This is a genomic window from Clavibacter michiganensis, assembly GCF_016907085.1.
Lineage (GTDB): Bacteria > Actinomycetota > Actinomycetes > Actinomycetales > Microbacteriaceae > Clavibacter > Clavibacter michiganensis_O.
Window position 1 is genome coordinate 1,462,710 of the sequence record NZ_JAFBBJ010000001.1, and the last position, 26,338, is coordinate 1,489,047.

The following is a 26,338-nucleotide window of genomic DNA, read 5'->3' on the forward strand; positions in this document are numbered from 1 at the left end:
GAGCGCGACGGCCGCGAGGTAGTGCCGGGGCGGCGGCGTCAGCGCCGGAGGGCCGCCCGGGCCATCCGGTTGCCGGCGAACTGCACCACCTGCACGAGCACGATGATGATGAGCACGGCCGCCCACGTCACGACCGGCTCGAACTGCCGGTAGCCGTAGACGATGGCGAAGTTCCCGAGGCCGCCGCCGCCGACCGAGCCCGCCACCGCGGTCATGTCCACGATGCCGACGAAGACGAAGGTGTAGCCGAGGATCAGCGGGCCGAGCGCCTCCGGGATCAGCAGCGTGAAGATGATCCGCACCGGGCTCGCGCCCACGGATCGGGCCGCCTCGATCACGCCCGGCTGCACGGTGAGCAGGTTCTGCTCGACGATGCGGCTGATCGCGAAGGACGCCCCGAGCGACAGCGTGAAGATGATCGCCGGCTGCCCGATGCCGGTGCCCGTGACCAGGCGGGCGAGGGGCTGCGCCGCGACCAGGAAGATGATGAACGGGATCGGCCGGAAGGTGTTGACGACCACGTTGAGGACCGCGAACACGGCCCGGTTCGGCAGCAGGCTGCTGGCGCGCGTGAGATAGAGGCCGAGGCCCATCAGGAGGCCGCCGAGTCCGCCGAACACGACGGTGAGCAGCACCATCACGAGCGTCTCGACCGTCGACTGGCCGAGGAGCGGCAGGAGCGGGGTGAGCGCGTCCATCTCAGACCACCTCCGTCACGGTGACGCCGGCGCGGTCGGCCGCGAGCACCTCGTCGATGCGCGCGGGGTCACCCCCGAGCGCGAGGGTCAGGTTGCCGAACGTGCGGCCCTGGATGTCGGTGATGCCGCCGTGCACGACCTCGAACGCGATGCCCGCATCCGCGAGCGCCCGGAAGACCTCGATCTGCGTGGCGCCGCCGTCCGCGAAGGACAGCGTGACGAGGCGGCCGGGGTGACGGCGGCGGAGGCGCTGCACCTCGTCGGTCTCGGGGATCCCGGCGACGACGGTGGAGACGAAGCGGCGCGCGGCGTCGCTCGAGGGCTGCGAGAACACGTCGAAGACCTCGCCCTGCTCGATGACGCGGCCGGAGTCCATCACGGCCACGCGGTGGGCGATGGACTTGATGACCTCCATCTCGTGCGTGATGACGACGATGGTGACGCCGAGCTCCTCGTTGACCCGGCGCAGGAGCGCGAGGACCTCGCTCGTGGTCTCGGGATCCAGCGCGCTCGTGGCCTCGTCGGCCAGGAGGATCGCGGGGCTCGTCGCGAGCGCGCGGGCGATGCCGACGCGCTGCTTCTGGCCGCCGGACAGCTCGTCGGGCCGGGCGTGCGCCTTGTCGGCGAGGCCGACGAAGTGCAGCAGGTCGCTGATCCGCCGCTGCTGCTGGTCCTTCGGCATGCCCGCGACCGTGAGCGGGTACGCGACGTTGCCCCACACGGTCTTCGAGGTGAAGAGGTTGAACTGCTGGAACACCATGCCGATGCCGAGGCGCAGCTTCCGGAGCTCCCGCTCGGGCAGGCCCTGGATCTCCCGGCCGTCGACCGAGACCGTTCCGGCGGTCGGCCGCTCGAGCGCGTTCACGAGCCGCACGAGCGTGCTCTTCCCGGCACCCGAGTAGCCGATGATGCCGAACACCTCGCCGCGGCGGATGTCGAGGTCGACGTCGGCGAGCGCCTCGAGGGCCTGCTCGCCCTTCGCGCGCGCCGGGTACCGCTTGCCGACACCCCGCAGGGAGACGTGCGGGGCGTCCGTCATCGAGCCGCCTTCTTCTCGGCGACGGCCTTCTCGGTGGTGGTGAGGAGGCTCTGCAGCTCGTCGGCCGGCGTCTGCAGCGGGATCGCCGTGCCGCCCGAGTTCTCGACGACCGCGTCGACCACGGCGGGGGTGTCCCGGAAGATCTGCGCGAGCTCCAGGTAGGTCTCGTTCTGCGCGTCGGCGGCGCGGGCCGCGAAGACGTTGACGTAGGCGAGCGCCTTCGGGTCGCTGGGGTCGTCCTGCGCGATCGCGTCGTCGGCGGTGAGGCCGGCGTCGGTGACGAAGTCGTTGTTGATGATGACGGCGTCCGCGTCCGGCAGCGACGTGGCGGTGAGCGCCGCGTCCACCGTCGTGACGCTGACCTTCGACGCGGCCTGGTCGATGTCGTCGAGCGTGGAGACGCTGGATCCGCCGCCCTTCAGCGTCAGGAGGCCCTCGCGCTGGAGCAGGAGCAGGCCGCGCGCGAGGTTCGACTCGTCGTTGGGCAGGATCACGGTGCCGCCCTGCGGGATGTCGGCGACCGACGCGTGCTTCGACGAGTACAGCCCGAGCGGATAGATCGCCGTGGCGCCGATGGGCGCGAGGTCCTCGCCCGAACCCTCGTTGTACTGCGCGAGGTAGACGAGGTGCTGGAACTGGTCGAGGTCGATCTCGCCCTCCGACAGGGCGGGGTTCACCTGCGGGTACTCGGTGAAGTCGACGATCTCCACGTCGATGCCCTGCTCCTTCGCCGCCTCCACGAAGAGGGGCCACTGCGGGTCGCTCGCGCCGACGACGCCGATGCGCACGGCCTTGCCGCCGCCCGAGAACGCGCCGGTGGCGAAGAGGACGGCCGCGACGATCGCGAGGACGACGACGACCGCGCCGATGAGGAGGCCGAGGCGGTTCCTCCGCTTCGGGGCGTCGATCAAGGGTGCCTGGGTGGTCATGGGGGTCCTCTCGGTGGTGCGGGCGCCGGTGCTGTCCGGTGGTGGTGCGGGTGCGGTCGTGCGGCGAGGCGGGGATGCGGTTCGGCGGGCGGCGCGCGGATGAGCGCGCCGACGCGGTCGGGCGGACGCGCCAGGGCGTCCGGATCGGATGCCTCCGGGAGGCGCGCGCGGGACGACGTCTCGACCTCCGATGCGGGACGCCGACGACGGCCGACGGCCGCGTCCCTGCAGCACCTCGACGGTAGGCGGACGGGCGGGGCGTGTCGAACCGGGCCGTAACACGGGGACACCCCGCATAGCCCGCGGGATGTGGCAGGGTCGGCCACGGAGGTGCCCATGCACGAGGACGACGACGACGCCGTCTCCGCGCTCCCGGTCGAGGAGCTGCGACGCCGCGTGTACGCGCAGGGGGCCGATGGGAGCGACGAGCGGTGGATCCGCGCGGCCGCCGAGCTCGCCCGCCGCGAGCGCGCGTCCCGGCCGGTCGCGGACGACGTGGCGGACGATCATGCACGTGCCTCCACCGGCGCCGCGGCCTCCGCCTCCGCCGGCGCCTCCGCCGTCGCCGACGGTCCCGTGACGGCCGACCCGGCGACGGCGGACCCCGCCGCCCCCGAGCACGCCCCGACCCGCGGATCCCGTCGCCTGCTCGTCGGGGTCGCCGCCGCCGCGCTCGCGGTCGGCCTCGCCACGGGAGCCGCGCTCGGCGCATCGCTCGGCGACGCATCCCCCGCCGCGACCCCCGCCGACGGCACGCCCCGTCCCGGCGCGGACGCGCCCCCGGCCGCCGCGGGATCCTCCCCCGCCCCGACCGCGAGCGCCGACGGCCCCGCGCTCCTCGGCCCCGACTCCACGTCCGACCAGCGCAGCCGCCCGGTCGGCGCGATCTTCGACGGACCGCAGGAGGACGGCGACCGCCCGCCCAAGGCCGTGCGCGCCGACGTCGACGCCACCACGATCCGCGCGGTGCAGACGAGCGTCGGCCTCTACGCCGGGCTCTCCGTGTCGGGCGACCTGTGCCTGCTGGTGTTCCCGAGCGGCGGAGCGGGCGTCGTCACGTGCGCCTCGCCCGACCGCGTCGCCTCCGACGGCCTCCGCATCGCGTGGACGACCGAGTTCCCGTCGCGCAACCGCGACGGCTCGACGGGCATGATCACCGGCGACGTGACGGCCACCTGGTCGGGCGACGACCTCATCACGCTCACGACGCCGGACCGCATCCTCGCGTACTGAGGAGGCCCCGACGGACCGCGCGGGCGATGTGGGAGGGTCGTCGCGGGGAAGGGGCACCACCATGGACGCACGCACGCCGGGGTCCGGCGACGACCTCACCGCGCTCTCGCTCGACGCGCTCCGGCAGCTCGTCTACGCGCAGGGCGCCGACGAGAGCGACGAGCGGTGGATCCGCGCGGCCGCCGAGCTGACCCGCCGCGAGCGCGCGTCCTCCCCCGCCGCGGGCGATGCGAGCGACCCGGATGGCACGACCCACTCATCCGACGCGCGCGCGGACGCGGGACGATCCGGCCGGCGGACGCTCGCCTGGGCCGGCGGCGCCCTCGTGGTCGGGCTGCTCGCGGGCGCGGGCATCGCCGCCGGCGTGGGCGGATCCGCGGAGCCGCCAGCTGACGCGACCGCGACCCCGACAGCCACCGCGACCGACGACGGCCAGCCGGCGCCGGATCCCGCCAGCGTGCGGTCGCTCCTCGGCACCGACATCAGCCGCACCTCGGCGCCCGTCGCGGTCGCCGGGATCCTCGCCGCTCCTCAGGAGGAGGCCGACACCCCGCCGCGCTCGCCGGGCGGCGACATCGACCTCACCTCCATCCGCGGCGTGCAGACGAGCGTCGGCCTCTTCGTGGCGCGCACGATCTCCGGTGACGCGTGCCTGCTCGTGTACCCGTGGACGGGATCCGTGCCCTCGGCGGAGGACAGCCCCGGCTCCGGCGTCGCGTCGTGCGCCCCGCCCGCCCAGCTCGCCGTCTCGGGCCTCGAGGTCACCTGGATCGCGGACGTCCCGGTGCGCGCGTTCGACGGCAGCGTGCGGATGGCCGGAGGCGGGCTCAGCGTCGTCTGGTCGCCCGACGGGACTCTGACGCTGAGCTCGCCGGACGTCCTGCTCGCCTACTGAGCGCCCGCGCGGTCAGCCCGCGGGATCAGCCCTCGAGCAGCTCGCTGAGTTCCATCCAGCGGCTCTCGAGCGCCTCGACGTCGGCCTCGATCGCGCGCACCCCCTCGTTCAGCTTGCCGAGCCCGTCGTAGTCGTTCGGGTCGTGCTCGGCCATGGCGTCGAGCGTCTGGCGGCGGCGCGTGTCCGCCTTCTCGAGCTTCCGCGTGATGCTCGCGAGCTCCTTCTGCGCGTTCCGCAGCTCGGCGCCCTGCAGCTGCGCGCCGCCGGATCCGCCGAGCGTCGCGGTGGCCTGGCCGCCGACCTCGTCCGGCCGCGCGACGGTCGCCTTCTCGGCGTTGCCGGGCTGCGAACGGAGCTTCAGGTACTGCTCCACGCCGCCGGGGAGGTGGCGGAGGTTCCCGTTCATCACCGCGTACTGCTGGTCGGTGACGCGCTCGATGAGGTACCGGTCGTGGCTCACGACGAGCAGCGTGCCGGGGAACGAGTCGAGGAGGTCCTCCATGGCGGCGAGCATGTCGGTGTCGAGGTCGTTGGTGGGCTCGTCGAGGATCAGCACGTTCGGCTCGTCGAGCACGATGAGGAGGAGCTGGAGGCGGCGCTTCTGGCCGCCCGAGAGGTCCTTCACCGGCGTCGACAGCTGCGCGCTCGTGAAGCCGAGGCGCTCGAGCAGCTGGCCGGGCGTCATCTCCTTGCCGCCCGCGACGTACGTGGTGCGCTGGCGGCCGATGACCGTGGAGACGCGGTCGTCCAGCACGTCCTTCAGCTCGTCGAGCTGCTGCGTGAGCACCGCGACCTTGATGGTCTTGCCGCGCTTGACCCGGCCGGTCGTGGGCTGGAGGGATCCGGCGACGAGCGACAGCAGCGTGGACTTGCCGGCGCCGTTCACGCCGAGGATGCCCGTGCGCTCGCCGGGCGCGATGCGCCACTCGACGTCCTTCAGGATCTGCTTCTCGCCGTAGCTGACGGACACGTCGAGGAGGTCGACGACGTCCTTGCCGAGCCGCTGCATCGCCATCGAGGCGAGCGAGACGGTGTCGCGCGCGGGCGGCTCGTCGGCGATGAGGGCGTTGGCCGCCTCGATCCGGAACTTGGGCTTGGCCGTGCGCGCGGGCGCCCCGCGGCGCAGCCACGCGAGCTCCTTCTTCATGAGGTTCTGACGCTTCGCCTCGGAGACGGCGGCGCTCCGGTCGCGCTCCACGCGCTGCAGGATGTAGGCCGCGTAGCCGCCCTCGAACGGCTCGATGAGGCGGTCGTGGACCTCCCACGTGGCGTTCGCCACCTCGTCGAGGAACCACCTGTCGTGGGTCACGACGATGAGGCCGCCGGAGTTGGGCGCCCAGCGGCGGCGGAGGTGCCCGGCGAGCCAGGCGATGCCCTCGACGTCGAGGTGGTTGGTGGGCTCGTCGAGGAAGAGGATGTCGTGGTCGCCGATGAGGAGCTTCGCGAGCGCGACGCGGCGGCGCTGGCCGCCCGAGAGGTTCGCGACGTCGGCGTCCCACGGCACGTCGGAGGCGAGGCCGTCGATCACGTCGCGGACGAGCGGGTTGCCCGCCCACTCGTGCTCGTCGATGCCGCCGACGATGGCCTCGCCGACGGTCTGTCCGTCGGGCAGGGTGTCGCTCTGGTCGAGGACGCCGATGGTGATCCCGCGGCGGCGGGTGACGCGGCCGCTGTCGGGCTCGAGGCGTCCGGCGAGGAGGGAGAGGAGGGTCGACTTTCCGTCGCCGTTGCGTCCGACGATGCCGATGCGGTCGCCCTCGTTCACCCCGATGGTCACGTCGTCGAAGATCACGCGCGTCGGGAACTCGAGGTGGAGCGCTTCGGCTCCCAGTAGATGGGCCACCGCACGAGCCTAGGTGACCCCCACCCGGGGAATTCCCGCGGGGCGCCCGCCGTTGGCCTCCAGCGTGACCCGTGAGGGCCGCGCGCTCGACGGGGAGCAGCCCGCCCCGCCGCCGAGGCGCGGGGACCAGCCCACCGCGAGGAGCGCCCATGACGACCAGCCGCACCGACACCGCATCGATCCCCACCGCGTCCGCGAGCGCCGCGCCCGCCGCGACGCCCGCCCGCCGCGAATCCGCCGCCGGCCTGCTCGTCTACGCGCTGACGCTGCTCGTGCTGGTCGCCTCGGGTGCCGCGCCCTCGCCCCTCTACCCCGTGTACCAGGAAGAGTGGGCGCTGCCGCCCGTCGTCCTCACGATCGTGTTCGCCGTCTACGTGGCCGGCCTCCTCGCGACGCTGCTCACGGCCGGCCGGCTCTCCGACCACATCGGCCGCCGCCCCGTGATCCTCGGCGCCCTCGCCGTCTCCACCGCGGCGATGCTCGTGTTCGCCTTCGCGCACGACGGGCTCGCGCTCGTGGTCGCCCGGATCCTGCAGGGCCTGGCGATCGGCCTCGCGACGGGTGCCCTCGGCGCCGGCATGATCGACCACCAGCCCACCCGCCGCTCCGGCCTCGCCGCGTTCCTCAACGGCGTCGTGCCGCCCGCGGCGCTCACGGTCGGCGCGCTCGGCAGCGGCTTCCTCGTCGCCTACGGACCCGCGCCGGAGGAGACCGTGTTCGTCGTGCTCGCCGCGCTCATGGTGGTCGCGGGCATCGCGGTCGCGTTCGTCCCCGAGCGCCAGCCGCGCCGCGCGGGCGCGCTCCGGTCGCTCGTCCCGTCGGTCGCCGTGCCGCGCGCTGCCCGCTCGGTCTTCACGGCGGTCGTCGGCGGCATGATCGCCAGCTGGGCGCTGGGCGGCATGTTCCTGGCCTTCATCGGATCCGTGCTCGGCACCACGTTCGGCCTCCACAGCGCCGCGCTCACGGGCGCCGCGATCGCCCTGTTCACCGGCACGGGCGCGATCACCGGCATCGTGATCCGCACGCGCGACGCCCGCCGCAGCCTCATCGTCGGCGTCGTCGCGCTCGTGCTGGGACCGGTCGGCCTCGTCGCCGCGATCTGGACCGCCTCGCTGCCCCTCTTCGCGGTCGCCGCGGTGATCGGCGGCGTCGGCTTCGGCGCCGGGTTCCAGGCGGGCCTCCGGCTGGTGCTCGCGGAGGCGCCCGTCGACCAGCGCGCCAGCCTCCTCTCCTCCGTCTACGTCGCGAGCTACCTCGCCTTCGGCGTGCCGAGCATCGTCGCGGGCGTGTTCGTCGAGGCGGACGGGCTGCCGATCGTGCTCACCGTCTACGGCGCCTTCGTCGCGGCGAGCGCCCTGGTCGCGCTCGTGCTGCAGCTCACGGGACGCCGCACACGCCGCGCCGAGCGGATCGCCGACGCGCTGGACGCCGCCTCCCGCTGAGGACCGCCGCCGTGCGGGCATCCGGGTAGCATCGTCGTCGCCGTGCGGCCGAGCCGTGCCGGCGCGCGTCCCACCGGACCGGCATCCCGCCCGGCGCCGGCCCCGAACGGAAGGTCGTCCCCCATGGCGTTCATCGTCGTCCTGCTCGTCCTCTGGCTGATCCTCACGGTCGTCGGCTTCGCCATCAAGGGCCTCATCTGGCTCGGGATCATCGGCATCATCCTGATCCTCGGCACGATCGTGCTCGGCAGCCTCCGCCGTCGCTACAACGCCGCGAAGACGCCCAAGGCGTAGCGGCCCGGCGGCCGGCGACGGTCGGGTCAGCCCAGCGACGCCACCCACTCGCTCGCGCCGTCGTCGTCGTCGTCGTCGAAGGCCTGCTGCTTCCAGATGGGGACGCGCTGTGTGACCTCGTCCACCAACAGGCCGCACACCGCGAACGCGTCTGCGCGATGCGCGGACGAGACGGCGCACGGGAGGGCGACATCGCCGATGCCGAGCCGCCCGATGGGAATTAGTGAGGACTGCTCCACGCAGACAAAACTGACGTCACTCGAACCGGCAGCCTTTCCTCTGTGGGGGCACGCTTGGCCGGCAACCGGGTCCGATAGCCCCTTGAGAAACGCGCCCTCAATCGTGTCGTTTCTCGCGTTCGTGGCGCACAACAGCTCCTATTGCACGTCCGCCGATCACGATCAGCACTACGAAGCCGATCGACCCCGCGATGCGGACGATCCCGGATTGCTCGAAAGTGAGGAATTGGATGAGTAGGCCGACTCCCACACCGAGGACGGCGATGGCCACTATCTTGAGCTTCAACGTGAAACATCCCCCTGAGGTGGGCGCCGCGAGTCGCGTGGCGCCCACCTAAGGGGCGACCTAGGGGTTAGACGCACCGAATCCATGAATCGTTTATACCAGTCCACGCTGCTTCGTGTCCGAAGAAGGGCAGAAGCAGTTGGCGATCGTCAGAGCACTTTCCGTTGTAACTGAGGTACTGCTGCGCCGCCCCGATGGCGACGCTGGTGATGAAGCAGCTTCCGGGAAACGCACCGCACAACGCGAAGCCGACCAGGACACCACTCCCATTGATGATGGCATCTTGATCAAATGAATTGAGAAGGATGTAGGGATGCCCATGCCCGTCGTCCGTGCCGCCGGAGATTTTCGACTCGAATTCACCTTCGGGAGAATTCGGTGCCGCACCCTCCTTGGACGCCACCTCGTCGCCGTGGCTTTCATGGTATGTCGTGACGGACCGCCCATCATGGAGCGAACTGTCACGAGGGACGGCCGACGCATCCACTTCGGCCTGCGCGGCACTAGCCGCTCGCTCTGAGATCGCTGACGCCGCGGAGTTCGGTGCGGGCTCCGCGGCGTTCGCCGCGACGGACGAGGTGGACATCAAGCCCATAGCAATGACTGTCGCCACGGCCATGTGGAGTGGAGCCTTCGATCTGCTGTTCATTTGTCTTTCCTTCTATAGAGGAGTGAGACAGTCCGCACACCGATGTCGCTCGACCTACGCCCGATGTGCCGAGTGAGCAAGGCAGGGCTCGGCATTCAGAGATGCCTCGCGTGACGTGGGCTTCGGTCAAAATTCCAGGATCGACTAAGCCCTCAAGGCCGAACTTAGAACTCGTGCTCGAAGCCCGTCGACACAGCCCACAGGGCGGAGAATCTGAAGCGCTCGACCCGGCGAGCTAGCCGAGCGAGGCCACCCACTCGCTCGTGCCGTCGTCGAAGGCCTGCTGCTTCCAGATGGGGACGCGCTGCTTGACCTCGTCCACCAGGAGACCGCACGCGACGAACGCGTCGGCGCGGTGCGCGGAGGAGACGGCGCAGGTGAGCGCGACGTCGCCGATGCCGAGCCGGCCGATGCGGTGCTCGACCGCGATCCGCACCTCGGGGTAGCGCGCGGAGACGTCGAGCGCGACCTGCCGGATCGCCTGGCGGGCGGCCGGATGCGCGGAGTAGTCGAGCCAGAGGACGCCGCGGCCGTCGTCGTGGTCGCGCACCACGCCCTCGAAGGTGACGACCGCGCCCGCGTCGTCGGCGCGCACCGCGTCGGCGCAGTCCTTCACGCGGATCGCGCCGCCCGCGATGCGCGCGAAGAGCACGCGGTCGGCGGTCACGAGCTGGCTCCGGCAGCGGGAGCGGTGTCGGCCGCCGGATCCGTCGCCGGATGCACGGCGCCGCGTGCCTGCTCGAGCACGTGGTCGAGGATCCGGTCGAGCGCTCCGAGTCCGTCGCGCACGCCGCCCGGCGAGCCCGGCAGGTTCATGACGAACGCGCCGCCCGCGAGCCCGGCGTGCCCGCGCGTGAGCACGGCCGTGGGCGTGTGGGCCGTGCCGATGCGGCGGGCCTCCTCCATGATCCCGGGGATCACGAGGTCGAGCAGCGGCGCCGTCGCCTCGGGCGTGCGGTCGGTGGGGGTGATGCCCGTGCCGCCCGTGGTGAGGATCACGCGCGCGCCGCCCGCCACGGCCTCGGCGAGCGCCGCCGCGACCCCGGGGCCGTCGGCGCGCACGACCGGCGCGCCCACCTCGAAGCCGCGCTCGGCGAGCCACGCGGCGATGACGGGACCCGTGCGGTCCTCGTACTCCCCCGCCGCGGCGCGCGTGGAGGCGACGATCACGACCGCGCGGCCGCGGGGATCCGCCGCGCTCACGGCCGGGCCCAGTCGCCGGACTTGCCGCCCTGCTTCTCGCGCACGAGCACGTCGGTGATCACGGCCCGCGCATCCACCGCCTTGACCATGTCGTAGAGCGTGAGCGCCGCGACCGAGGCCGCCGTGAGCGCCTCCATCTCGACGCCCGTGACGCCCGTGGTGCTCACGGACGCGACGACGGTGAGCCGGTCGTCGTCACCCGTGATGTCGATCTCGATGCGGCCGATGGGCAGCGGGTGGCAGAGCGGGATGAGGTCGGACGTCCGCTTCGCCGCCATGATGCCCGCGATGCGCGCCGTGCCGACGGCCTCGCCCTTGGGGAGGTCGCCCGCGATCACGGCGGCGACCACCTCGGGCCGCGTCACGAGCACGGCCTGCGCGACGGCGCGGCGCTTCGTGACGGCCTTCTCGGTGACGTCCACCATGTGCGCGGATCCGTCCTGCCGCAGGTGGGTGAGGGACGGCGCGGCGTCGCTCGGGGCGGGATCAGTCATCGATGCTCCAGACGGTGACGGGCGCGCCGGCCTCGAGCCGGTCGACGCCTGCGGGGATGTGGACGAGGTGGGTGGCGGTCGCGTACGCGTGCAGCAGGTGGGATCCGGGTCCGCCGACCGCGACGACCCGGCCGTCGGCGTCGAGGCGCCCGCGCCGCACCTGGTGCTTGCCGGCGAGCGAGTCGAGCGCGGCTGCGAGCGGCGCCTCGCGCGACGGGCGCTCCGGACGCGGATGCCCGGCGAGCGCGCGGAGCACCGGGCGGAGGAAGAGCTCGAAGGAGACCAACGCGCTCACGGGGTTGCCCGGGAAGGCGACCACGGGGATCCGAGCGCCGCCGATGTCCGCCGTCCCGAGCCCCTGCGGCCCGCCCGGCTGCACCGCTACGGAGACGAACTCCACTCCGCCGCCTTCCAGGACGTCGCGCACGACCTCGTAGGCGCCGGCGCTGACGCCGCCCGTCGTGAGGAGGAGGTCGATGCCGGCGGCGGCGGCGGCGCGGATCGCGTCGCGCACGCGGTCGGCGTCGTCGGATGCGATCCGCAGCGGGCGGACCTCCGCCCCGGCGGCCGCGAGCGCGGCGGCGAGCGCGACGGAGTTGGCGTCGTGGATCTGCCCGGGCTCGAGCTCCTCGCCGGGCCCGCGCAGCTCGAGGCCGGTGGAGAGGAGGACGACGACGGGTCGGCGGCGCGCGGCGACGGTCGCGACGCCGGCCGACGCGAGCACGCCCCAGTGGGACGGCAGGAGGCGCGTGCCCGCGGCGACGAGCACGGCGCCCGCCGCGAGGTCGCTGCCCTGCGCGCGGACGAAGGCGCCCGGGTCCACGGGGGCGGCGAAGGCGACGGTCGCGTCGGGCGCGTCCTCGTCGACGAAGCGGTCCGGGATCGCGGCCTCGATGGGCACGATCGCATCGGCCCCGGGCGGGACCGGGGCGCCGGTCATGCAGGGCGCGGCGGTGCCGGGCGCGAGGGGCGCGGGGGCGACGCCCGCGGGGATCCGAGGCGCGATGCGGAGGGCGGCGGGGCGTGCTTCGCTCGCGCCCGCGAGGTCGGCCGCGCGCACCGCGTAGCCGTCCATCTGCGAGTTGCGGAACGGCGGCAGGTCGAGCGGGCTCGTGACGTCGCGGGCGAGGACGCGGTCGGCGTACCGCTGCGGATCCGCGGCGAGCGCCTCGGCGGAGACGGGCAGCTCCTGGACGGGCAGGTCCGCGAGCGGGGCGAGGAGCGCCGACACGGCCGCGCGGTGCTCGTCGACCGTGCGTCGTCGGCGGCCAGCGGGGCGGTCGGGGGTCATGCGCCCATCATCCCCGACCGGGCCGCGTCCTCCCCGGACGACGCCGGATCCCGAAGCAGGACGCCCGCTCGTCGGCCTCCGCCGTCCGCGCATCGGCCATGGGCCTTGCCGTCGCCGTCCGGGCGCGGGACCCTGAGCGCATGGATCCGCACGAGCGCCGCGCCGCCGCCCGCCGCCGCGTGGCCGCCTCGATCGGCGCCGTGCTGCTCGCCGCCGCGGTCGCGCTCGGCGTCGCCGGGGTCGTCGTCTACACGGGCGGATCCGACCTCGGCCTGCTGCTGCTCGTCGCGGCCCTCGCGCTGCTCACGGCGGGCGCGGGCCTGGTCGTCTCGGCCGCGCGGTCGGCCGCGGACCGTCCGCGCTGATCCGCCCCCCGCGCTCCGCCCCCCCCGCTCCTCCCCAGCACGCGGAGTCGCATCCGTGTCCGGGTCCCGAAGCCGCCCCTGCCACACGCCGCCCGGCCGTCCTAGGGTCGGAGGATGACCATCGCCGCCCGCGGGCAGACCCTCGTCGACCTCCACACCGCACCCGAGCTCCTGAGGGTGGTGAACGTGTGGGACGCCATCACGGCCGCCGCCATCGGCGCGCTCCCCGAGACCAAGGCCCTCGCCACCGCGAGCCACTCCATCGCCGCCACCTTCGGCTACGAGGACGGCGAGAGGATCCCGCTCGACCTCCACCTCGACATGATCGGCCGCATCGTCGCGGCCGTCGAGCAGCCCGTCTCCGCCGACCTCGAGTCGGGCTACGGGGACGCGGGCGAGACGATCCGCCGCGCCATCGGCGTGGGCGTCGTCGGCGCGAACCTGGAGGACGGCATGCGCCCCCTCGCCGACTCGGTGCGCGCGGTCGAGGCCGCCGTCGCCGCCGCGCAGGCCGAGGGCGTGCCGTTCGCGCTCAACGCCCGCACCGACGCGTACGTGCTGGGCGGCGATCGCGACCGGACCGACGTCCTCGCCGACGCCGTCGAGCGCACGCGCGCCTACATGGCGGCCGGCGCCACGAGCGTCTTCGTGCCCGGTCCGCTCACGGAGGACGAGGTGCGCACCCTCGTCGACGCCGTCGGCCCGCAGCGTCTCACCGTCATCGGCGTCCCCGGATCCCTCTCCCCCGCGCGCTTCGAGGAGCTCGGCGTCGGCCGCATCTCCTACGGCCCGTGGACCCAGCGCGTCGCGCTCACGGCCCTGCAGGACACGGCGAAGGACCTCTACGCGGGCGGCGCGCTGCCCGAGGGGACGCGGCCGCTCAACTGACCGGGGCCCGTCGACGCCGACCGGGGCGCGGCGGACGCGGTCGAGCCCGCGTCCACCGCGCCCTGGTTGACTGGGCACCCACCCGAAGGAGCACGACGTGACCGACACCCCTGCCGCAGCGACCGCCGCATCCGCCCCGCGCGCCGACATCGGCGTCATCGGCGGATCCGGCCTGTACTCCCTGCTCGACCCCGCGACGAGCACGTCGCACCGCATCGAGACGCCGTTCGGCCCCACGTCCAGCGAGGTGACGGTCGGCGAGCTGGCCGGACGCCGCGTCGCGTTCCTCACCCGGCACGGCGCGGACCACTCGGTCGCGCCGCACCTCATCGACTACCGGGCGAACATCTGGGCGCTGGCGTCGCTCGGCGTCGCCGCCATCGTGTCGTCGTCGGCGGTCGGCGGCGTCTCGCCGGACTACCCGCCGGGATCGCTCGTGCTCACCGACCAGCTGCTCGACCGCACCTGGGGCCGGCCCGACACCTTCTTCGACGCCGGTGTCGTGCAGCACCTCTCGGCGGCGGATCCCTTCGACCCCGAGCTGCACGCGCTCGCAGCCGCGGCGCTCGTCGAGCTCGAGGGCGGCGACCGGGCGGATCCCGCGGGGCCGCTGCGCACCTCGGGCACCGTCGTCGTGATCCAGGGCCCGCGCTTCTCCACCCGCGCCGAGTCGCTCTGGTTCCGCCAGGCGGGCGCGCACATCGTCAACATGACGCAGTACCCCGAGGTCGTGCTCGCCTCGGAGCTCAACATCGGCACGGTGAACCTGTCGTTCGTCACCGACGCCGACGCGGGCCTCGCGCCGCTGCCCGGCGAGCAGGGCGACGCCGTCACGGCCGACCTGGTGTTCACGCGCCTGAAGGAGGCGCAGCCGCGCATCGTGCGGGCGATCGAGGCGGTCGTCCGCACGATCCCCGACGACTACCGCGGGCGCCCGCTCATCGACCCGGACGCGGTCGCGTCCGTGCTCGCGCGCCCGACCACGGACGCGCGCTCGTGAGCGACGGCATCCTCCTCGTCACGGGAGGCGCGGGCTTCATCGGCGGCGCCATCGTGCAGGCCGCGCTCGAGGAGGGCCGGCGCGTGCGCGTGCTCGACTCGCTGCGGGCCGACGTGCACGGCGGCGATCCGGAGCTCGACCCGCGGGTCGAGCTCGTGCGCGGCGACGTCACCGATCCGGACGCCGTCGCCGGAGCGCTCGACGGCGTGGACGTCGTGTGCCACCAGGCCGCGAAGGTCGGCCTCGGCGTCGACTTCCTCGACGCCCCCGACTACGTGACGACGAACGACGGCGGCACCGCCGTGCTCCTCGCCGCGATGACCCGCGCGGGCATCGACCGGCTCGTGCTCGCCAGCTCGATGGTCGTCTACGGCGAGGGCGCCTACGCGGGCGCCGACGGGCCGGTGCGCCCGCCCGCCCGCCGCGTCGCCGACCTCGACGCCGGGATGTTCGATCCCGTCGATCCCGCGACGGGCGAGCCGCTCGTCCCGCAGCTCATCGGCGAGGACGTGCCGCTGGATCCGCGCAACGTCTACGCCACCACGAAGCTCGCGCAGGAGAACCTCGCGAGCTCGTGGACCCGCGCGACCGGCGGCCGGGCCGCCGCGCTCCGATACCACAACGTCTACGGGCCCGGCATGCCGCAGAACACGCCCTACGCCGGCGTCGCGTCGCTGTTCCGCTCCGCCCTGGCGCGCGGCGAGGCGCCACGGGTGTTCGAGGACGGCCGGCAGCGCCGCGACTTCGTGCACGTGCGCGACGTCGCCGGCGCGAACCTCGCGGCGCTCGCCTGGACGAGCACGCGCGAGGCCGGGTCGTTCCGCGCGTTCAACGTCGGCAGCGGCACCGTGCACACCATCGGCGAGATGGCGGAGGCGCTCGCGCGGGAGGCCGGCGGATCCGCGCCCGTCACCACGGGCGAGTACCGGCTCGGCGACGTGCGGCACATCACGGCGTCGTCGGAGCGCCTGCGCACGGAGCTCGGCTGGGAGCCGCGGATGACCTTCGAGGAGGGCATGCGCGAGTTCGCGACGGCGCCGCTGCGGAGCGCGGTCGTCTGAGGCGCGGGCGCCTGTTCGCCGCGGGGCTCCCGCGCAAGTCGTACCCGGGTGCCGCCCGGGCGGGGATCCCGGCACCTCCGGCCGACGAGATCCGCCCGGCCCGGCCGCCACACTGGGAGCATGACCTCCGCATCGCCCCGCAGCGTGAGCCGCCGCTCCGGGATCGCCCTCGTCGCCGGCGCCGCGTCGCTCGCCCTCGCCGGCTGCTCGGGCATCACCGACGACCTCGCCGACATCTACGCGATCACCTACGAGGTGACCACGACCGGGCCGGCCGACAGCGGCCTGACCGACGTGTCGTACGCCGAGGCCTCCCACCGCGGACGCCCGTCGATCGTGAAGGAGGTCGGCCAGGCGTCGCTCGCGCCCGACGACGACTCGGCGAGCTCGATCTGGTCGGTCGAGTCCGTCGTCACCGCCGAGGACTGGGCGTTCGTGCAGGCCACCCCGGTGGACGGCGAGGCGCTGACCTGCCGGATCCTCGTCGACGGCGTGAAGGAGATCGCGGCCTCGACCGCGGCCGCCGGCCAGCCGGTGACCTGCCAGGTGCCCACCGCGCCCTTCGGCTGACCCGCCGACAGCCGGGATCGCGCCGACCGCCCACGCGGCCGACGCGATCCGCACCGCTCAGTACTTCGCGGACTGCCCGCCGTCGATCGGCAGCACGGCCGCGTTCACGTACGCCGCGTCGTCCGACAGCAGGAACGCGACGACCGACGCGATCTCCTCCGCCTCGCCGTAGCGCTTCGTCGGGTTGCCCTGGATGAACTGCTCGGCGGCACCGCGGGGGTCGTCGGCGCTGATCTGCTTCATCGACTCCTCGACCATGGGCGTCCAGATGGCGCCGGGCGCGATGGCGTTGATGCGGATGCCGAACTGGCCGTACTCGACGGCCGAGTTGCGGGTCAGGCCGACGACGCCGTGCTTCGCGGCCGCGTAGCCGGACTGGTTGCCGACCCCGCGGATCCCGCCGACGCTCGCGGTGTTCACGACCATGCCGGAGCCCTGCGCGCGCATGACGGCGAGGACCTTCTCGAGCCCGAGGAACACGCCGCGGAGGTTGATGGCGACGACCCGGTCGAACTCGGCGGCCGTGAAGTCCTCGGTGAGGTTCTGGCGGCCCTCGATGCCGGCGTTGTTGAAGAAGCCGTCGATGCGGCCGAAGCGCTCGACGGTCTGGCTCACGTAGGAGTCGACGTCGGACTCCTTCGACACGTCGGCGAGGACGGTGAGGATCTCGGCGTCGGGCGTCGCCGCGGTGACGGCGGCGACGGTGTCGACCAGGCCGCCCTCGGAGATGTCGACGAGCGCGAGCCTCGCGCCCTCGGCGGCGAGGCGGACGGCGGCGGCGCGGCCCAGGCCGGAGCCTCCGCCGGTGATGAGGACGACCTTGTCGGTGAAGCGGGTGGTGGTCATGGGGTCTCCTGACGAGTGGGGCGGTGGCCCGCGTCTCGTGGGCGGAGCCACTGATCCATGCGCTCGCATGGACATACCTACCGTAGGTCGGTTTCCTGGACGCGGGCTCCGCGCGCCGCCCGCAGCTCGGGCGCGCGCCGCTCCCGCCACCACCGCACCGCGACGAAGACGATCCCGGCGGACACGATGTGCACGAGCACCAGCGCGATCGCGTCCGGCTCGACGAACGCGACGTCCCAGCCCGACGACGCCCAGCCCATGCCGCCCAGCAGCACGCGGGTCACCGTGAGCTGCGTCCAGTGGAACGCCATCGCGATGAGGAGCGCGCCCTCCATCGGGATCCGCCGCGCGGCGACGAGCGTGAGGCCGAACAGGGCGAGCTGGAGCACGTAGACGATCGCGTCGTTCCCCTCGGGCACCGGCGTGAAGGGGCCGGGGTCGGATCCCGCGATCGTGGCCACGACCCAGCGGCCGGACTCGATGACGACGCCGATCGCCGGGAAGAGGGCGGTGGTCACGACCGTCGCGGCGACGAGCCCGGTGCCGTCGCGGAGGTTCGTCCACATGTACCCGCGGAGGGCGAGCTCCTCGGGGATCGCCTCGTAGAGCGCGAGGACGACGCCGTTGAGGAGGAGGAACCCGGCGAACGCGGCGAGGTCGATGCCGTCGACGCGGATCCAGCCCAGGAGGCCGGCCGGGACCCAGACGGCCGCGCCCGACACCGCTCCCACCCCGACGCCCAGCGCGATCGGCCGCCCGATCCGTCGCGAGAGGCCGAGGCTGGCGAGGCTCCTGCGGTCGAGCCGCCGCCGCAGGAGGACGACGGCGGGCACGACGAGCGCGGACATGAGCACGGCCTGCAGCACGATCCTGGCGAGCAGGCCGGCGCCGGTCGCCTGCTCCACCGCGTCCGTGATGCCGATGGCGAGGCCGAGCCCCACCCCGAGCACGACCCAGGCGAGGAGCGCGACCGCGACGGCGCGGATCCACGACTGCGGGCGGCGCGTCTGCGCGTCGAGGCACGGATCGGGGGACTCGGCGCGCGCGGCGGACGGCTCGGAGGACACAGCGGCGGGGCGGGCGGATGCGGGCACGGGACTCGTCTCGTAGGCGTCGGGCGGTCGATCCAGGCTGGCGGGCGGGTCGATGCCGCGCGACCCCGGCGGCGGCGCGGCCCGCATCTGGGGCGCGGGATCAGGCGGCGGACGCCCCCGCGGACGCGGACGCCGGCGACGCCGCCGCCTCCGTGAAGTCGAACACCAGCACCCCGTGCGGATCCGGCGCGAGCAGCGGCCCCACGAAGTCCTTGAAGGCGGCGTGCTGGGCGTCGATGCGGGACGGATCCGCGATGAGCGGCTCGCCCAGGTACAGGTTGCGGTCGCCCTCCGAGGAGAAGGTCAGCACGAAGCCGAGCTCGAAGCCGCGGCCGACGCCCTCGGGGCTCGACTGCCGTCCGGCGTGCAGCGAGCGGATGTAGGGCCCCGAGCCATCCGGGTGCGGCGAGTCGGCGAGCGCGCGGAACCGCCGCTCCACCTCGTCGCGGTCGGCGGGCACCGCGTCGTCCCGGAGGCGGAACAGCACGACGTGGTGGACGAGCCCGCGGACGTGGTCGCGCGCGGTGAGCTGGGCGTCGGTGGGGGCGGGGCGGTCGTCGATGGTCATGTCCGGATCCTGGCCCGATCCGGCCGCGACGACGCGATCCGTCCGCGGCGGCGCGGTCAGGAGGTGACGAGGAGCGGGACGCCGAGCGCGAGGCCGGCGACCCCGACGGCGAGCTGCGGCCACGTCCGGCCGGCGATCCGGCGGCCGGCACGGCGCGCGACGACGACCGTGGCCAGCGCGTCCAGGGCGACGAGGGCACCGGCGACGGTCATGATCCAGGCGATGACGGTGGTGGCCACCCGCCCAGGGTACGGGGCGCCCCGCCGTGACCCGGACGGGGCCTCGCCAGGACGGATCCGTCGCCGTAGCCTGGCGACACGCGACCACCGCCCCGGCCGCGTCACCCGGCCCTCGACGAGGAAGCCCCATGACCGATCCGCTCGACGGCCCCGCCCCCGACGCCGCGCTCGCCCGGCGGCTCCGCGATGATCCCGACGCCGCGCGCCGCCTCGAGGAGCTGCGACGGACCGCGTACGGCCGCGACGGATCCACCGCACCGCTCGTCGAGGTCCCCGCCGACCTCCGCGCGCGAACCGGCTACGACGAGGCCGAGCTGCCGGCGCCGGTCGTCGCGCTGCTCGCGGAGGAGGCCCGGCTCGTCGACGAGGGCCAGGCGCTGCTGGCGGCCGAGCGTCCGATGCTCGATGCCGCGCGGGCCGCGCAGGCGGACGGGGAAGCGCGATCCGGTGACGACGCCGAGGTGGCCGCTCCCCGCCGGCCACGCAGCCGTGGCGTCCTCGTGATGGTCGTCGCGGGCCTGGTCGCGCTCGCCGGCCTCGGCACCGCAGCGGCCGTGGGTGCCCTCGACGCCGGATCCACCGCCTCGACGCCCCCGACCGCCGAGAGCGTCGGCTCCGACGTCACCTCGACCGCCACCCCGCACGGCCAGGCGATGGGCACGCCGGACGGCCGACGCGGATCCGTCGTCCCCGACTTCACGGCGGATCCGCCCGTGGAGGTCCCGCCGACCGACGCGGAGCTGGCCGAGGACCTGCGGGTCCGCGCCGACCGGGCCTGGGACATGGTGCTCGAGCAGCAGCCCGACGCGGTGCGGCCCGACGTGAGGACGGAGCGGGTGGTCGACGAGGAGGACTACGTCGAGCAGCAGGTGGCCTGCCTGCGCGATGCGGGGATCACGGCTTCGGTGATCGGCCAGGACAGCTACAGCCTCACCGACGCGGATCCGGTCACCGTGTACACCTGCCAGGTCCGGTTCCCCCAGCGCGAGGCCGGCCCGCGCACCGACGCCGAGCTCGCCTACATCCACGACTACTACGTCTCCTACCTGATCCCCTGCTACGCCGCGGAGGGCGAGCCGTACCTCGGCGAGGTCCCCGCGGTCGACGACTTCATCGCCGCCGTGCGCGCCGAGCGCCCCTGGACCCCGTTCCCCGACGGCATGGACGAGCAGCTGGCCGCTGCGTGCCCGGTGCTCCCCGCGGCTTACCGGTGACGACTCCGGGATCGCCCGCCGACGCCCTCCGTCGCCGCCTGCGGGACGACCCGGACGCCGCTCGCGCCCTCGACGTCCTCCGGCGCGCCGCCTACGGTCGCGAGGACGGCGATGCCCCGCTCGTGGAGGTGCCCGCGGGGATCCGACGCGACTCCGGGATCGAGGTCGACGCGCTCCCGGCACCGCTCGTCGCGCTGCTGGTCGAGGAGCACCGCCTCGTCCCGGAGGGCAGGGAGCTGCTCGCGTCCGACGCGCGCGCGGCCCCGCTCGCATCGGACGACGTCCCGGCCGCGGCCGCGGAGACCGCGGATCCCCGCGCGCACCCGCTCGCCCCGCGCCCCCGCCGCCGCCTCCGCCCCGGCCCGGTCGCCGCGGTGCTCGCGGGCGCGCTCCTCGTCGTCGGGCTGGGCACCGCATCCGCGTCCGGGCTCCTCACCGACGACGACGGCTGGCGCTCCCCGGAGCCCACGTCGACACCCGGGCCGGCGAGCACGCCGGATCCCCGCACCGGCATGCCAATTCCCGCGTTCACGGCGGAGCCGCCGGCCGAGATGCGCGCGGAGCTCACCGACGTCGAGACCGTCGCGGCGCTCCGGGAGAGCGCGGACTCCGCCTGGGAGCGCGTCGCCCTCGACCGACCGGACGCGGTGCGCCCCGACGTGCCGGTCGAGCGGATCCTCGCCGGCGAGGAGTGGGTGCGGCAGCAGGCCGCGTGCCTCGGCGAATCAGGCGTGCGCGTGCAGGTGATCGGGACGGGCGACGACGCGCGGCTCGGCAACGACTCCGCGGATCCGGTCGTGCGGTACGTCTGCCAGGTCCGGTTCCCGGTCGCGCCGCAGGGGCCCTGACGGACGCCGCGCTCGGCTGGCTGCGAGACCGCTTCCTCGACTCCGCGCTCCCCGGCCGGGCGTGCGAGGGCGCGGCCTCCGCTGACCCGCCGCCCCGCCTCCTGAGGACGCTTCTCAGCGCGGTTAGGGTGGAGGCCGTGCGCGCCCCCCTCGGACCCCGGCTCCGGGCCACCGGTCCGCGATGACGGACCGGCACGATCCGTTCGCGCCCGTCGACGACGACGCGTCCCCCTTCGACCGGCCCGCCCGCCCGCGCCGCGAGCGGGCGCCCCGCGCGCGCCGGACCCGCGCCGACCGGCCCGCCGAGGGATCGCCCGCCGCAGCCACCGCCGCGACCGTCACCGCGACGGCGACCGCCATCCGCACCCCCGCGGACCACGGCCACCCGCACGACCACGACGCACCGCCCCTCGCGCGCGCCACCCCCGCGGGCGTCCGCACCGGCCTCGCGACGGGCCTCGCCCTCGTCCTCCTGCTCCTCGCCCTCCGCGCCGCCTCTCCCGCGCTCGGCGACAGCGTGCTGCCCGACCGGATCCAGGACCTCGTCACGCTCTCCGTCAGCGTCATCGTGGAGTCGCTGCCGTTCGTGATCCTCGGCATCGTGCTCTCGATCGTCGTGCAGGTGTGGGTGCCGCCCGGCGTCATCGAGCGCCGCCTGCCGCGCAACCCGTTCGCGCGCCGCGCCTGCATCTCGTTCCTCGGCATGGCGCTGCCCGTCTGCGAGTGCGGCAACGTGCCGCTCGCGCGCGGCCTCGTCGTGCGCGGCTTCACGGTGCCGGAGTCGATCACGTTCCTGCTGGCGGCGCCGATCCTCAACCCGATCACCATCATCACGACGCACGCGGCCTTCGGCTGGGACGGCTGGATCCTCGTGGCCCGCCTCGTCGGCGGCTTCCTCATCGCGAACGTGGTCGGCTGGCTTTTCAGCCTCCACCCCGAGCCCGACCGCCTCCTCACCGACGAGTTCCGCGCCGAGTGCGCCCTGCCCGACCCGCACGCGCACGGCGGCGCGCGCGTGCGGAAGTCGATCTCGCTGTTCGGCCGCGAGGCGACCACGATCATGCCCGCGCTCGTCATCGGATCCCTGCTGGCCGGCCTCATCCAGGTCGCCGTGCCGCGCGAGGTGCTCGTCACGCTCGGCGGCAGCCCGATCCTCTCGGTGCTCGCGCTGATGCTCCTGGCGTTCGTCGTCTCGGTCTGCTCCAACGTCGACGCGTTCTTCGTGCTCTCGTTCGGATCCGTGTTCCTCCCCGGCGGCATCGTCGCCTTCCTCGTCTTCGGGCCGGTCATCGACGTGAAGATGCTCGCGCTCATGCGCACCACCTACTCGACCCGCACGCTCGTGATGATCACCTCGGTCGTCGCGCTGATCAGCCTCGCGCTGGGATGGGGTGTCAATGCGATCGCCTGACGACCGGGACGCCCGCGCGCCCCGCGACCGGACCACGGACGTCCGCCGCCGCGCCGTGGGCGGCCGCGCCTCCTCCACGGTGGGCCTCGTGCTGCTGGCGGCCTGCATCGTCTCGACCCTGTGGCTGGCGATCACGGGCCAGCTCGGCCTCTACATCCACCCGCGCTACTTCGTCTTCACGGGCGTCATGGCGGTCATCGGCCTCGTCGCCACGGTCGCGGGCTTCGCGCTCCGCCCCGCCGACGCCGCGGAGGAGCACGACCACCACCACGGATCCGGCGCGCTCGGCGACCGCACGGCCGCACCCGCCGCACGCCGCTCCGCCCTGGGCTCCCGCGTGGCCGTCGCCGCCGTCGTCACGATCACGGTCGTCGCCGTCCTCGTGCTCCCGCCGCGCACGCTCACCCAGAGCACCGTCACGCAGCGCGCCCTCAACTCGAGCACGGTCGCCTCCGGGGCCGCACCCGACCAGGAGCTCCTCGGCACCGGCGACTCCTCGACGCTGGGCGTCAAGGAGTGGTCGCAGCTCCTGGCCCAGACCACGGATCCGACCTTCTTCACCTCGAAGTCCGTCGACATCACGGGCTTCGTGAGCGCCGACCCCGACGATCCCGACGACGTCTTCTACGTGACCCGCTTCGTCATCACGTGCTGCGCGGTGGACGCGCAACCCGTCGGCGTGCCCGTCTACCAGCCCGACTGGAAGTCGACGCTGCAGACGGACGAGTGGGTGCGCGTCACCGGCCCGTTCGCCTCGAACCCGAGCGCGAAGAGCCGGCAGCCGCTCGCGGTCATGCCGCAGGGCGTCGCGCCGGTCGACCAGCCCGCCGACCCCTACGTCTACTGAGCCGCCCGTGACCGACGCCCCCGCCTCCCCGCGCGCCTTCCGCCGGGCGTTCACCGCCGTGATCCTCGTGCTCGCCCTCGCCTGCGGCGGCCTGCTCGCGGTCGCCGGCAGCCAGGGCCCGCGGCTCGTGCGCACCGACGTGGATCCGCTCGCCGTCGTGCAGCAGTCCCGGCAGCGGCTCGTGCTCGCGGCGAACCGGTCGATCCAGCCCGTCGACGCGTCGCGCATCCGGATGGAGCCCGGCGCCGACTTCACCGTCGACACGCAGGCCGACCGCATCATCATCGACTTCACCCGGCCGCTCGCCTACGACGCGGACTACACGGTGTCGATCGACGGCGTGCAGGGCGTCGGCGGCGGCCCCGCGTCGGACCTCCGCACGGCGTTCCGCACGGGCGACCCGGGCATGTACGTGCTCGTCCGCGGCGACGAGCAGCAGCCCGACCGCATCGTGCGGCAGAGCGTGGCCGGCGGCGGCGCGGGCGCGGGCGCGAGCGACGTGGTCTTCCAGGCCACGAGGATCCAGGAGTACGCGGTCGTCGGGCAGTCGCTCGTGGTGGCCACGCTCCAGGACGACGGCACGGACGGCCTCGTGCTCGCGGCCCTCGACGGATCCGGCCAGGTCGACCTGCCGCTCCCCGGCATCGGCACGCTCCAGGACCTCCACGCGGAGGACACCGGCACCGCGATCGGCTTCCGCTTCACGAGCACGGACGGCGGGCCGTACGACGAGACCCTGATGGTCGACGACGTCGGGGCGGCCGCCGCGCCCACGCCCGTCCTCGGGCTCGACGGACAGCCGATCCGCGTGCAGGCCTGGGGCTTCGTGCCCGGCCGCCCGCAGCTCGTCGCGCACGGGCAGGACGGCGACCTCTCCCTCGTGACGGTCGACGGATCCTCGCCCCCCGTCCCGCTCGGCCGCCACGGCGCGCTCGGCGCGTTCTCCGCGGACGGCACCCGGATCGCGGTCACGGATCCCGGCTCGACGACCGAGATCGACCTGCGCACGGCCCAGCAGACGACGCTGCCCACCGAGGCCGGCGACGCCGACCTCCCGGACGACGGCGCGATCTCGTTCGTGCCCGGCGACGACGGCGCGGTGCTCCGCGTGCGCACGGCGCGGGATCCCGCGACCGGCACCGCCACGCAGCGCCTCGTCGTGGTGCGCGACGGGAAGGCGACCGACGTGTACGTGCCCGCGGACCCGGCGACCCGCATCACGGGCCTGACCGTCACCCCGAACGGCCGGTTCGCGCTCCTGGAGACGGTGCCGGATCCCGCGCGCGGCGCCAGCGACGGCTACCCCCGTGAGCCCCGCGACACGACCGTGACCACGCTCCTCGTCGAGCTCGCCACGGGCACGGTGACCCGCAGCGTCGCCGGCTTCGAGGTCACGATCGGCTGACGCCCGCCGCGGACCGTCGGAGGATGGACCCATGACGACTCCTCCCGTGACCGATCTCGCCGCCGAGCTCCGCCAGGTGACCGCCCACTGGACGCCCCGGGTCGTGGGGCGGGTCAACGACCAGTACGTGAAGGTCGCCAAGCTGCTCGGCGAGCTGACGTGGCACGCGCACGGCGCCGAGGACGAGATGTTCCTCGTCGTCTCGGGACGGCTCCGCATCCAGCTCCCCGACGACCAGGAGGTCGTGCTGGGTCCCGGGCAGTTCCACGTCGTGCCGCGGGGCGTGCCGCACAATCCGGTCGCCGACGAGGAGGTGGAGATCGTCCTCATCGAGACGGTCACCACCGCGCACACCGGCGACGTGATCGTGCCGGGCACCGTGCCCGTCGAGCGGCAGGTGGGCGACTTCCGCTGACGCGCCGGGCGCGGCAGGACGGCACCGTCCCCTAACGCGCCGACGGCCCCGGCTCCCGGGAGGGAGACGAGGCCGTCGATGCGTTCTGCTGTGATCGCAGGTGGTGCGTCCCGGCGGTGCCGGGTGGGGTGCTACTTGGTGTTGACGGTGATCTTGGCGATGCCGACGACGAGCTGGTCGGTGACCGCGGTGGTGCCGAACGTGCTGTTCAGGAGCGCGGCGGCGTCGGGGCTGACCTTGACGGTGGTGCCCTCGAGGACGGCGTTGTCGCCCTCCATCTGGAGGGGCTTCAGGGTCGTGCCGTCGAGGTTGAAGATGTAGACGTCCTTCATGACCTCGCCGTCGCCGACCTGGACCGATCCGGTGAGGCGGCTGGTGCCGGGGTCGATGACGAAGTCGGTGAGCTTCACGACGGTGGAGCCGGCGGTGAGGCTGATGCCGGAGCCGGCGTGGTCGATCTCGCCCTGGACGTAGGGGCGGTAGGACTGCTGCGGGTCGAAGTACTTCACGTTGCCGCCGGTGATGGGGAACGCGAGGGTGCCGGTGGCGCCGTCGAGGGTCGCGCCGCCGATGACGCCGGGGGTCAGGCCCAGGGTCGTGAGGGCGCCGGTGAAGCCGGAGTCGAGGGTGACCTGCGTGTTCACGCCGGTGAGGGTCGGGATCGTCGCGAGCGGGGTGGGGTTCGCCTCGGTCGTCGCGGTCGCGGCGGGCTTGGACGAGCTCGAGGACGAGGGGCTCTCGGCGGGGGTCGAGCAGGCCGCGAGGCCGACGACGAGGAAGCCCGCGGTGGCGAGGCCGAAGACGGACTTGGTGAGGTTGCGCATGGTTCTTCCTTCGCTGTGTGGACTGGGGTTCCGCCCGTTCTCCCGGGCGACACAGGGACTTCGGCGCGGTCGGAGAACGGGTTGGGGTCGGTCCTCCATTCCCAGGTGAACGCCAGGTTCACGCGCCGCTCCCCCCGGATCCATGCGGATCGACGCCAGGACCGGTCCTCGGCGCCTGTTGACATCCGACTGTCGCCGATATATCGTC

31 protein-coding genes are annotated in these 26,338 nt (G+C 74.0%); 15 read left to right on the forward strand and 16 right to left on the reverse strand.

The genetic code is table 11. The features are described 5' to 3' along the window. Nucleotides 1-38: 38 nt before the first annotated feature. Genes JOE38_RS06635 through JOE38_RS06645 form a run of 3 tightly spaced genes read right to left on the reverse strand, consistent with a single transcriptional unit; the run spans nucleotide 39 to nucleotide 2,666 of the window. Nucleotides 39-698 (reverse strand): methionine ABC transporter permease, encoded by a 660-nt coding sequence (locus tag JOE38_RS06635; RefSeq protein WP_204575419.1) that lies wholly within the window; start codon nucleotides 696-698, stop codon nucleotides 39-41. 1 nt (nucleotide 699) lies between these two features. After that, entirely contained in the window at nucleotides 700-1,737 is a 1,038-nt protein-coding gene (locus JOE38_RS06640) for a methionine ABC transporter ATP-binding protein (protein WP_204575420.1), read from the reverse strand. Further along, complete coding sequence (locus JOE38_RS06645) at nucleotides 1,734-2,666, reverse strand: MetQ/NlpA family ABC transporter substrate-binding protein (protein ID WP_204575421.1); 933 nt, start codon at nucleotides 2,664-2,666, stop codon at nucleotides 1,734-1,736. The genes JOE38_RS06640 and JOE38_RS06645 overlap by 4 nt, the downstream gene beginning before the upstream one ends. 336 nt (nucleotides 2,667-3,002) lie before the next feature. On the opposite strand from JOE38_RS06645, the gene JOE38_RS06650 reads away from it, so the two are divergent. Both JOE38_RS06650 and JOE38_RS06655 read left to right on the forward strand, forming a co-directional pair. Next, nucleotides 3,003-3,899 (forward strand): hypothetical protein, encoded by an 897-nt coding sequence (locus JOE38_RS06650; RefSeq protein WP_204575422.1) that lies wholly within the window; start codon nucleotides 3,003-3,005, stop codon nucleotides 3,897-3,899. Between the two features lie 61 nt (nucleotides 3,900-3,960). Further along, nucleotides 3,961-4,794: a hypothetical protein gene (locus tag JOE38_RS06655; RefSeq protein ID WP_204575423.1), complete on the forward strand. Its 834-nt coding sequence runs from the start codon at nucleotides 3,961-3,963 to the stop codon at nucleotides 4,792-4,794. Nucleotides 4,795-4,819: 25 nt separating this feature from the next. On the opposite strand, the gene JOE38_RS06660 is transcribed toward JOE38_RS06655, so the two are convergent. Then, nucleotides 4,820-6,637 (reverse strand): ABC-F family ATP-binding cassette domain-containing protein, encoded by a 1,818-nt coding sequence (locus JOE38_RS06660; RefSeq protein WP_204575424.1) that lies wholly within the window; start codon nucleotides 6,635-6,637, stop codon nucleotides 4,820-4,822. A 149-nt stretch (nucleotides 6,638-6,786) separates the two neighbouring features. Between JOE38_RS06660 and JOE38_RS06665 the strand changes: the two genes are divergently transcribed. Both JOE38_RS06665 and JOE38_RS06670 read left to right on the forward strand, forming a co-directional pair. Then, the gene (locus JOE38_RS06665) at nucleotides 6,787-8,079 is read left to right on the forward strand and encodes an MFS transporter (RefSeq protein ID WP_204575425.1); all 1,293 of its coding nucleotides are present in this window, start codon (nucleotides 6,787-6,789) and stop codon (nucleotides 8,077-8,079) included. 123 nt (nucleotides 8,080-8,202) lie between these two features. Then, entirely contained in the window at nucleotides 8,203-8,373 is a 171-nt protein-coding gene (locus JOE38_RS06670) for a hypothetical protein (RefSeq protein WP_167435227.1), read from the forward strand. Nucleotides 8,374-8,399: 26 nt separating this feature from the next. Here the strand turns inward: JOE38_RS06670 and JOE38_RS06675 are convergent, their stop codons facing one another. The 7 genes from JOE38_RS06675 to JOE38_RS06705 form a co-directional block, all read right to left on the reverse strand. Then, nucleotides 8,400-8,612, reverse strand: coding sequence for a molybdenum cofactor biosynthesis protein MoaE (locus tag JOE38_RS06675; protein WP_374191158.1), 213 nt, complete (start codon nucleotides 8,610-8,612; stop codon nucleotides 8,400-8,402). A 97-nt stretch (nucleotides 8,613-8,709) separates the two neighbouring features. Continuing rightward, nucleotides 8,710-8,898, reverse strand: a complete 189-nt coding sequence (locus JOE38_RS06680; RefSeq protein WP_204575426.1) for a hypothetical protein — start codon at nucleotides 8,896-8,898, stop codon at nucleotides 8,710-8,712. A 67-nt stretch (nucleotides 8,899-8,965) separates the two neighbouring features. Then, nucleotides 8,966-9,547: a hypothetical protein gene (locus JOE38_RS06685; protein ID WP_204575427.1), complete on the reverse strand. Its 582-nt coding sequence runs from the start codon at nucleotides 9,545-9,547 to the stop codon at nucleotides 8,966-8,968. A gap of 235 nt (nucleotides 9,548-9,782) precedes the next feature. After that, nucleotides 9,783-10,214, reverse strand: a complete 432-nt coding sequence (locus JOE38_RS06690; protein WP_204575428.1) for a molybdenum cofactor biosynthesis protein MoaE — start codon at nucleotides 10,212-10,214, stop codon at nucleotides 9,783-9,785. After that, nucleotides 10,211-10,750, reverse strand: coding sequence for a MogA/MoaB family molybdenum cofactor biosynthesis protein (locus tag JOE38_RS06695; RefSeq protein WP_204575429.1), 540 nt, complete (start codon nucleotides 10,748-10,750; stop codon nucleotides 10,211-10,213). Before JOE38_RS06695 ends, JOE38_RS06690 begins: the two co-directional genes overlap by 4 nt. Then, entirely contained in the window at nucleotides 10,747-11,244 is a 498-nt protein-coding gene (gene moaC, locus JOE38_RS06700; protein ID WP_204575430.1) for a cyclic pyranopterin monophosphate synthase MoaC, read from the reverse strand. The genes JOE38_RS06695 and moaC overlap by 4 nt, the downstream gene beginning before the upstream one ends. After that, nucleotides 11,237-12,535 carry a molybdopterin molybdotransferase MoeA gene (locus tag JOE38_RS06705; RefSeq protein WP_204575431.1) on the reverse strand — a complete coding sequence of 433 codons (1,299 nt, stop codon included), beginning with the start codon at nucleotides 12,533-12,535 and terminating at the stop codon, nucleotides 11,237-11,239. Before JOE38_RS06705 ends, moaC begins: the two co-directional genes overlap by 8 nt. A 140-nt stretch (nucleotides 12,536-12,675) precedes the next feature. Here JOE38_RS06705 and JOE38_RS06710 point away from each other — a divergent pair, with 140 nt between their 5' ends. The 5 genes from JOE38_RS06710 (at nucleotide 12,676) to JOE38_RS06730 (ending at nucleotide 16,419) form a co-directional block, all read left to right on the forward strand. Beyond that, nucleotides 12,676-12,900, forward strand: a complete 225-nt coding sequence (locus JOE38_RS06710; RefSeq protein ID WP_204575432.1) for a hypothetical protein — start codon at nucleotides 12,676-12,678, stop codon at nucleotides 12,898-12,900. 114 nt (nucleotides 12,901-13,014) lie between these two features. Beyond that, entirely contained in the window at nucleotides 13,015-13,788 is a 774-nt protein-coding gene (locus tag JOE38_RS06715; RefSeq protein ID WP_204575433.1) for an isocitrate lyase/PEP mutase family protein, read from the forward strand. 97 nt (nucleotides 13,789-13,885) lie between these two features. Beyond that, complete coding sequence (locus tag JOE38_RS06720; RefSeq protein ID WP_204575434.1) at nucleotides 13,886-14,788, forward strand: MTAP family purine nucleoside phosphorylase; 903 nt, start codon at nucleotides 13,886-13,888, stop codon at nucleotides 14,786-14,788. Then, nucleotides 14,785-15,849, forward strand: coding sequence for an NAD-dependent epimerase/dehydratase family protein (locus JOE38_RS06725; RefSeq protein ID WP_204575435.1), 1,065 nt, complete (start codon nucleotides 14,785-14,787; stop codon nucleotides 15,847-15,849). The genes JOE38_RS06720 and JOE38_RS06725 overlap by 4 nt, the downstream gene beginning before the upstream one ends. Nucleotides 15,850-15,969: 120 nt before the next feature. Continuing rightward, on the forward strand, nucleotides 15,970-16,419 hold the full coding sequence (locus JOE38_RS06730; protein ID WP_204575436.1) for a hypothetical protein: 450 nt from the start codon (nucleotides 15,970-15,972) through the stop codon (nucleotides 16,417-16,419). Between the two features lie 57 nt (nucleotides 16,420-16,476). On the opposite strand, the gene JOE38_RS06735 is transcribed toward JOE38_RS06730, so the two are convergent. The 4 genes from JOE38_RS06735 to JOE38_RS06750 form a co-directional block, all read right to left on the reverse strand. After that, the gene (locus JOE38_RS06735) at nucleotides 16,477-17,265 is read right to left on the reverse strand and encodes an SDR family oxidoreductase (protein ID WP_204575437.1); all 789 of its coding nucleotides are present in this window, start codon (nucleotides 17,263-17,265) and stop codon (nucleotides 16,477-16,479) included. 77 nt (nucleotides 17,266-17,342) lie between these two features. Beyond that, on the reverse strand, nucleotides 17,343-18,359 hold the full coding sequence (locus tag JOE38_RS06740) for a CPBP family glutamic-type intramembrane protease (RefSeq protein WP_204575438.1): 1,017 nt from the start codon (nucleotides 18,357-18,359) through the stop codon (nucleotides 17,343-17,345). Nucleotides 18,360-18,459: 100 nt separating this feature from the next. Next, nucleotides 18,460-18,927, reverse strand: a complete 468-nt coding sequence (locus JOE38_RS06745; RefSeq protein ID WP_204575439.1) for a Dabb family protein — start codon at nucleotides 18,925-18,927, stop codon at nucleotides 18,460-18,462. Nucleotides 18,928-18,983: 56 nt separating this feature from the next. Next, complete coding sequence (locus tag JOE38_RS06750) at nucleotides 18,984-19,166, reverse strand: hypothetical protein (RefSeq protein WP_204575440.1); 183 nt, start codon at nucleotides 19,164-19,166, stop codon at nucleotides 18,984-18,986. 128 nt (nucleotides 19,167-19,294) lie between these two features. On the opposite strand from JOE38_RS06750, the gene JOE38_RS06755 reads away from it, so the two are divergent. The 6 genes from JOE38_RS06755 (at nucleotide 19,295) to JOE38_RS06780 (ending at nucleotide 25,306) form a co-directional block, all read left to right on the forward strand. Next, nucleotides 19,295-20,380 (forward strand): hypothetical protein, encoded by a 1,086-nt coding sequence (locus JOE38_RS06755; protein ID WP_204575441.1) that lies wholly within the window; start codon nucleotides 19,295-19,297, stop codon nucleotides 20,378-20,380. After that, entirely contained in the window at nucleotides 20,377-21,228 is an 852-nt protein-coding gene (locus JOE38_RS06760; RefSeq protein WP_204575442.1) for a hypothetical protein, read from the forward strand. The genes JOE38_RS06755 and JOE38_RS06760 overlap by 4 nt, the downstream gene beginning before the upstream one ends. A gap of 517 nt (nucleotides 21,229-21,745) precedes the next feature. Next, complete coding sequence (locus JOE38_RS06765; protein WP_204577142.1) at nucleotides 21,746-22,639, forward strand: permease; 894 nt, start codon at nucleotides 21,746-21,748, stop codon at nucleotides 22,637-22,639. Next, nucleotides 22,626-23,486, forward strand: a complete 861-nt coding sequence (locus tag JOE38_RS06770; RefSeq protein WP_239544761.1) for a TIGR03943 family putative permease subunit — start codon at nucleotides 22,626-22,628, stop codon at nucleotides 23,484-23,486. The genes JOE38_RS06765 and JOE38_RS06770 overlap by 14 nt, the downstream gene beginning before the upstream one ends. 7 nt (nucleotides 23,487-23,493) lie before the next feature. Beyond that, nucleotides 23,494-24,891, forward strand: coding sequence for a hypothetical protein (locus JOE38_RS06775; protein ID WP_204575443.1), 1,398 nt, complete (start codon nucleotides 23,494-23,496; stop codon nucleotides 24,889-24,891). 31 nt (nucleotides 24,892-24,922) lie between these two features. Next, nucleotides 24,923-25,306 carry a cupin domain-containing protein gene (locus JOE38_RS06780; RefSeq protein ID WP_204575444.1) on the forward strand — a complete coding sequence of 128 codons (384 nt, stop codon included), beginning with the start codon at nucleotides 24,923-24,925 and terminating at the stop codon, nucleotides 25,304-25,306. A gap of 131 nt (nucleotides 25,307-25,437) precedes the next feature. Here JOE38_RS06780 and JOE38_RS06785 read toward each other — a convergent pair whose 3' ends face one another. Next, nucleotides 25,438-26,130, reverse strand: a complete 693-nt coding sequence (locus JOE38_RS06785) for a hypothetical protein (protein WP_204575445.1) — start codon at nucleotides 26,128-26,130, stop codon at nucleotides 25,438-25,440. Nucleotides 26,131-26,338 lie beyond the last annotated feature (208 nt).

What these genes read in the sequence shown, in the direction of transcription:
- JOE38_RS06635 (WP_204575419.1), bottom strand. Translation starts at nt 698, where the DNA reads ATGGACGCGCTCACCCCGCTCCTGCCGCTCCTCGGCCAGTCGACGGTC.
- JOE38_RS06640 (WP_204575420.1), bottom strand. Translation starts at nt 1,737, where the DNA reads ATGACGGACGCCCCGCACGTCTCCCTGCGGGGTGTCGGCAAGCGGTAC.
- JOE38_RS06645 (WP_204575421.1), bottom strand. Translation starts at nt 2,666, where the DNA reads ATGACCACCCAGGCACCCTTGATCGACGCCCCGAAGCGGAGGAACCGC.
- JOE38_RS06650 (WP_204575422.1), top strand. Translation starts at nt 3,003, where the DNA reads ATGCACGAGGACGACGACGACGCCGTCTCCGCGCTCCCGGTCGAGGAG.
- JOE38_RS06655 (WP_204575423.1), top strand. Translation starts at nt 3,961, where the DNA reads ATGGACGCACGCACGCCGGGGTCCGGCGACGACCTCACCGCGCTCTCG.
- JOE38_RS06665 (WP_204575425.1), top strand. Translation starts at nt 6,787, where the DNA reads ATGACGACCAGCCGCACCGACACCGCATCGATCCCCACCGCGTCCGCG.
- JOE38_RS06670 (WP_167435227.1), top strand. Translation starts at nt 8,203, where the DNA reads ATGGCGTTCATCGTCGTCCTGCTCGTCCTCTGGCTGATCCTCACGGTC.
- JOE38_RS06685 (WP_204575427.1), bottom strand. Translation starts at nt 9,547, where the DNA reads ATGAACAGCAGATCGAAGGCTCCACTCCACATGGCCGTGGCGACAGTC.
- moaC (WP_204575430.1), bottom strand. Translation starts at nt 11,244, where the DNA reads ATGACTGATCCCGCCCCGAGCGACGCCGCGCCGTCCCTCACCCACCTG.
- JOE38_RS06705 (WP_204575431.1), bottom strand. Translation starts at nt 12,535, where the DNA reads ATGACCCCCGACCGCCCCGCTGGCCGCCGACGACGCACGGTCGACGAG.
- JOE38_RS06710 (WP_204575432.1), top strand. Translation starts at nt 12,676, where the DNA reads ATGGATCCGCACGAGCGCCGCGCCGCCGCCCGCCGCCGCGTGGCCGCC.
- JOE38_RS06715 (WP_204575433.1), top strand. Translation starts at nt 13,015, where the DNA reads ATGACCATCGCCGCCCGCGGGCAGACCCTCGTCGACCTCCACACCGCA.
- JOE38_RS06730 (WP_204575436.1), top strand. Translation starts at nt 15,970, where the DNA reads ATGACCTCCGCATCGCCCCGCAGCGTGAGCCGCCGCTCCGGGATCGCC.
- JOE38_RS06735 (WP_204575437.1), bottom strand. Translation starts at nt 17,265, where the DNA reads ATGACCACCACCCGCTTCACCGACAAGGTCGTCCTCATCACCGGCGGA.
- JOE38_RS06745 (WP_204575439.1), bottom strand. Translation starts at nt 18,927, where the DNA reads ATGACCATCGACGACCGCCCCGCCCCCACCGACGCCCAGCTCACCGCG.
- JOE38_RS06755 (WP_204575441.1), top strand. Translation starts at nt 19,295, where the DNA reads ATGACCGATCCGCTCGACGGCCCCGCCCCCGACGCCGCGCTCGCCCGG.
- JOE38_RS06770 (WP_239544761.1), top strand. Translation starts at nt 22,626, where the DNA reads ATGCGATCGCCTGACGACCGGGACGCCCGCGCGCCCCGCGACCGGACC.
- JOE38_RS06780 (WP_204575444.1), top strand. Translation starts at nt 24,923, where the DNA reads ATGACGACTCCTCCCGTGACCGATCTCGCCGCCGAGCTCCGCCAGGTG.
- JOE38_RS06785 (WP_204575445.1), bottom strand. Translation starts at nt 26,130, where the DNA reads ATGCGCAACCTCACCAAGTCCGTCTTCGGCCTCGCCACCGCGGGCTTC.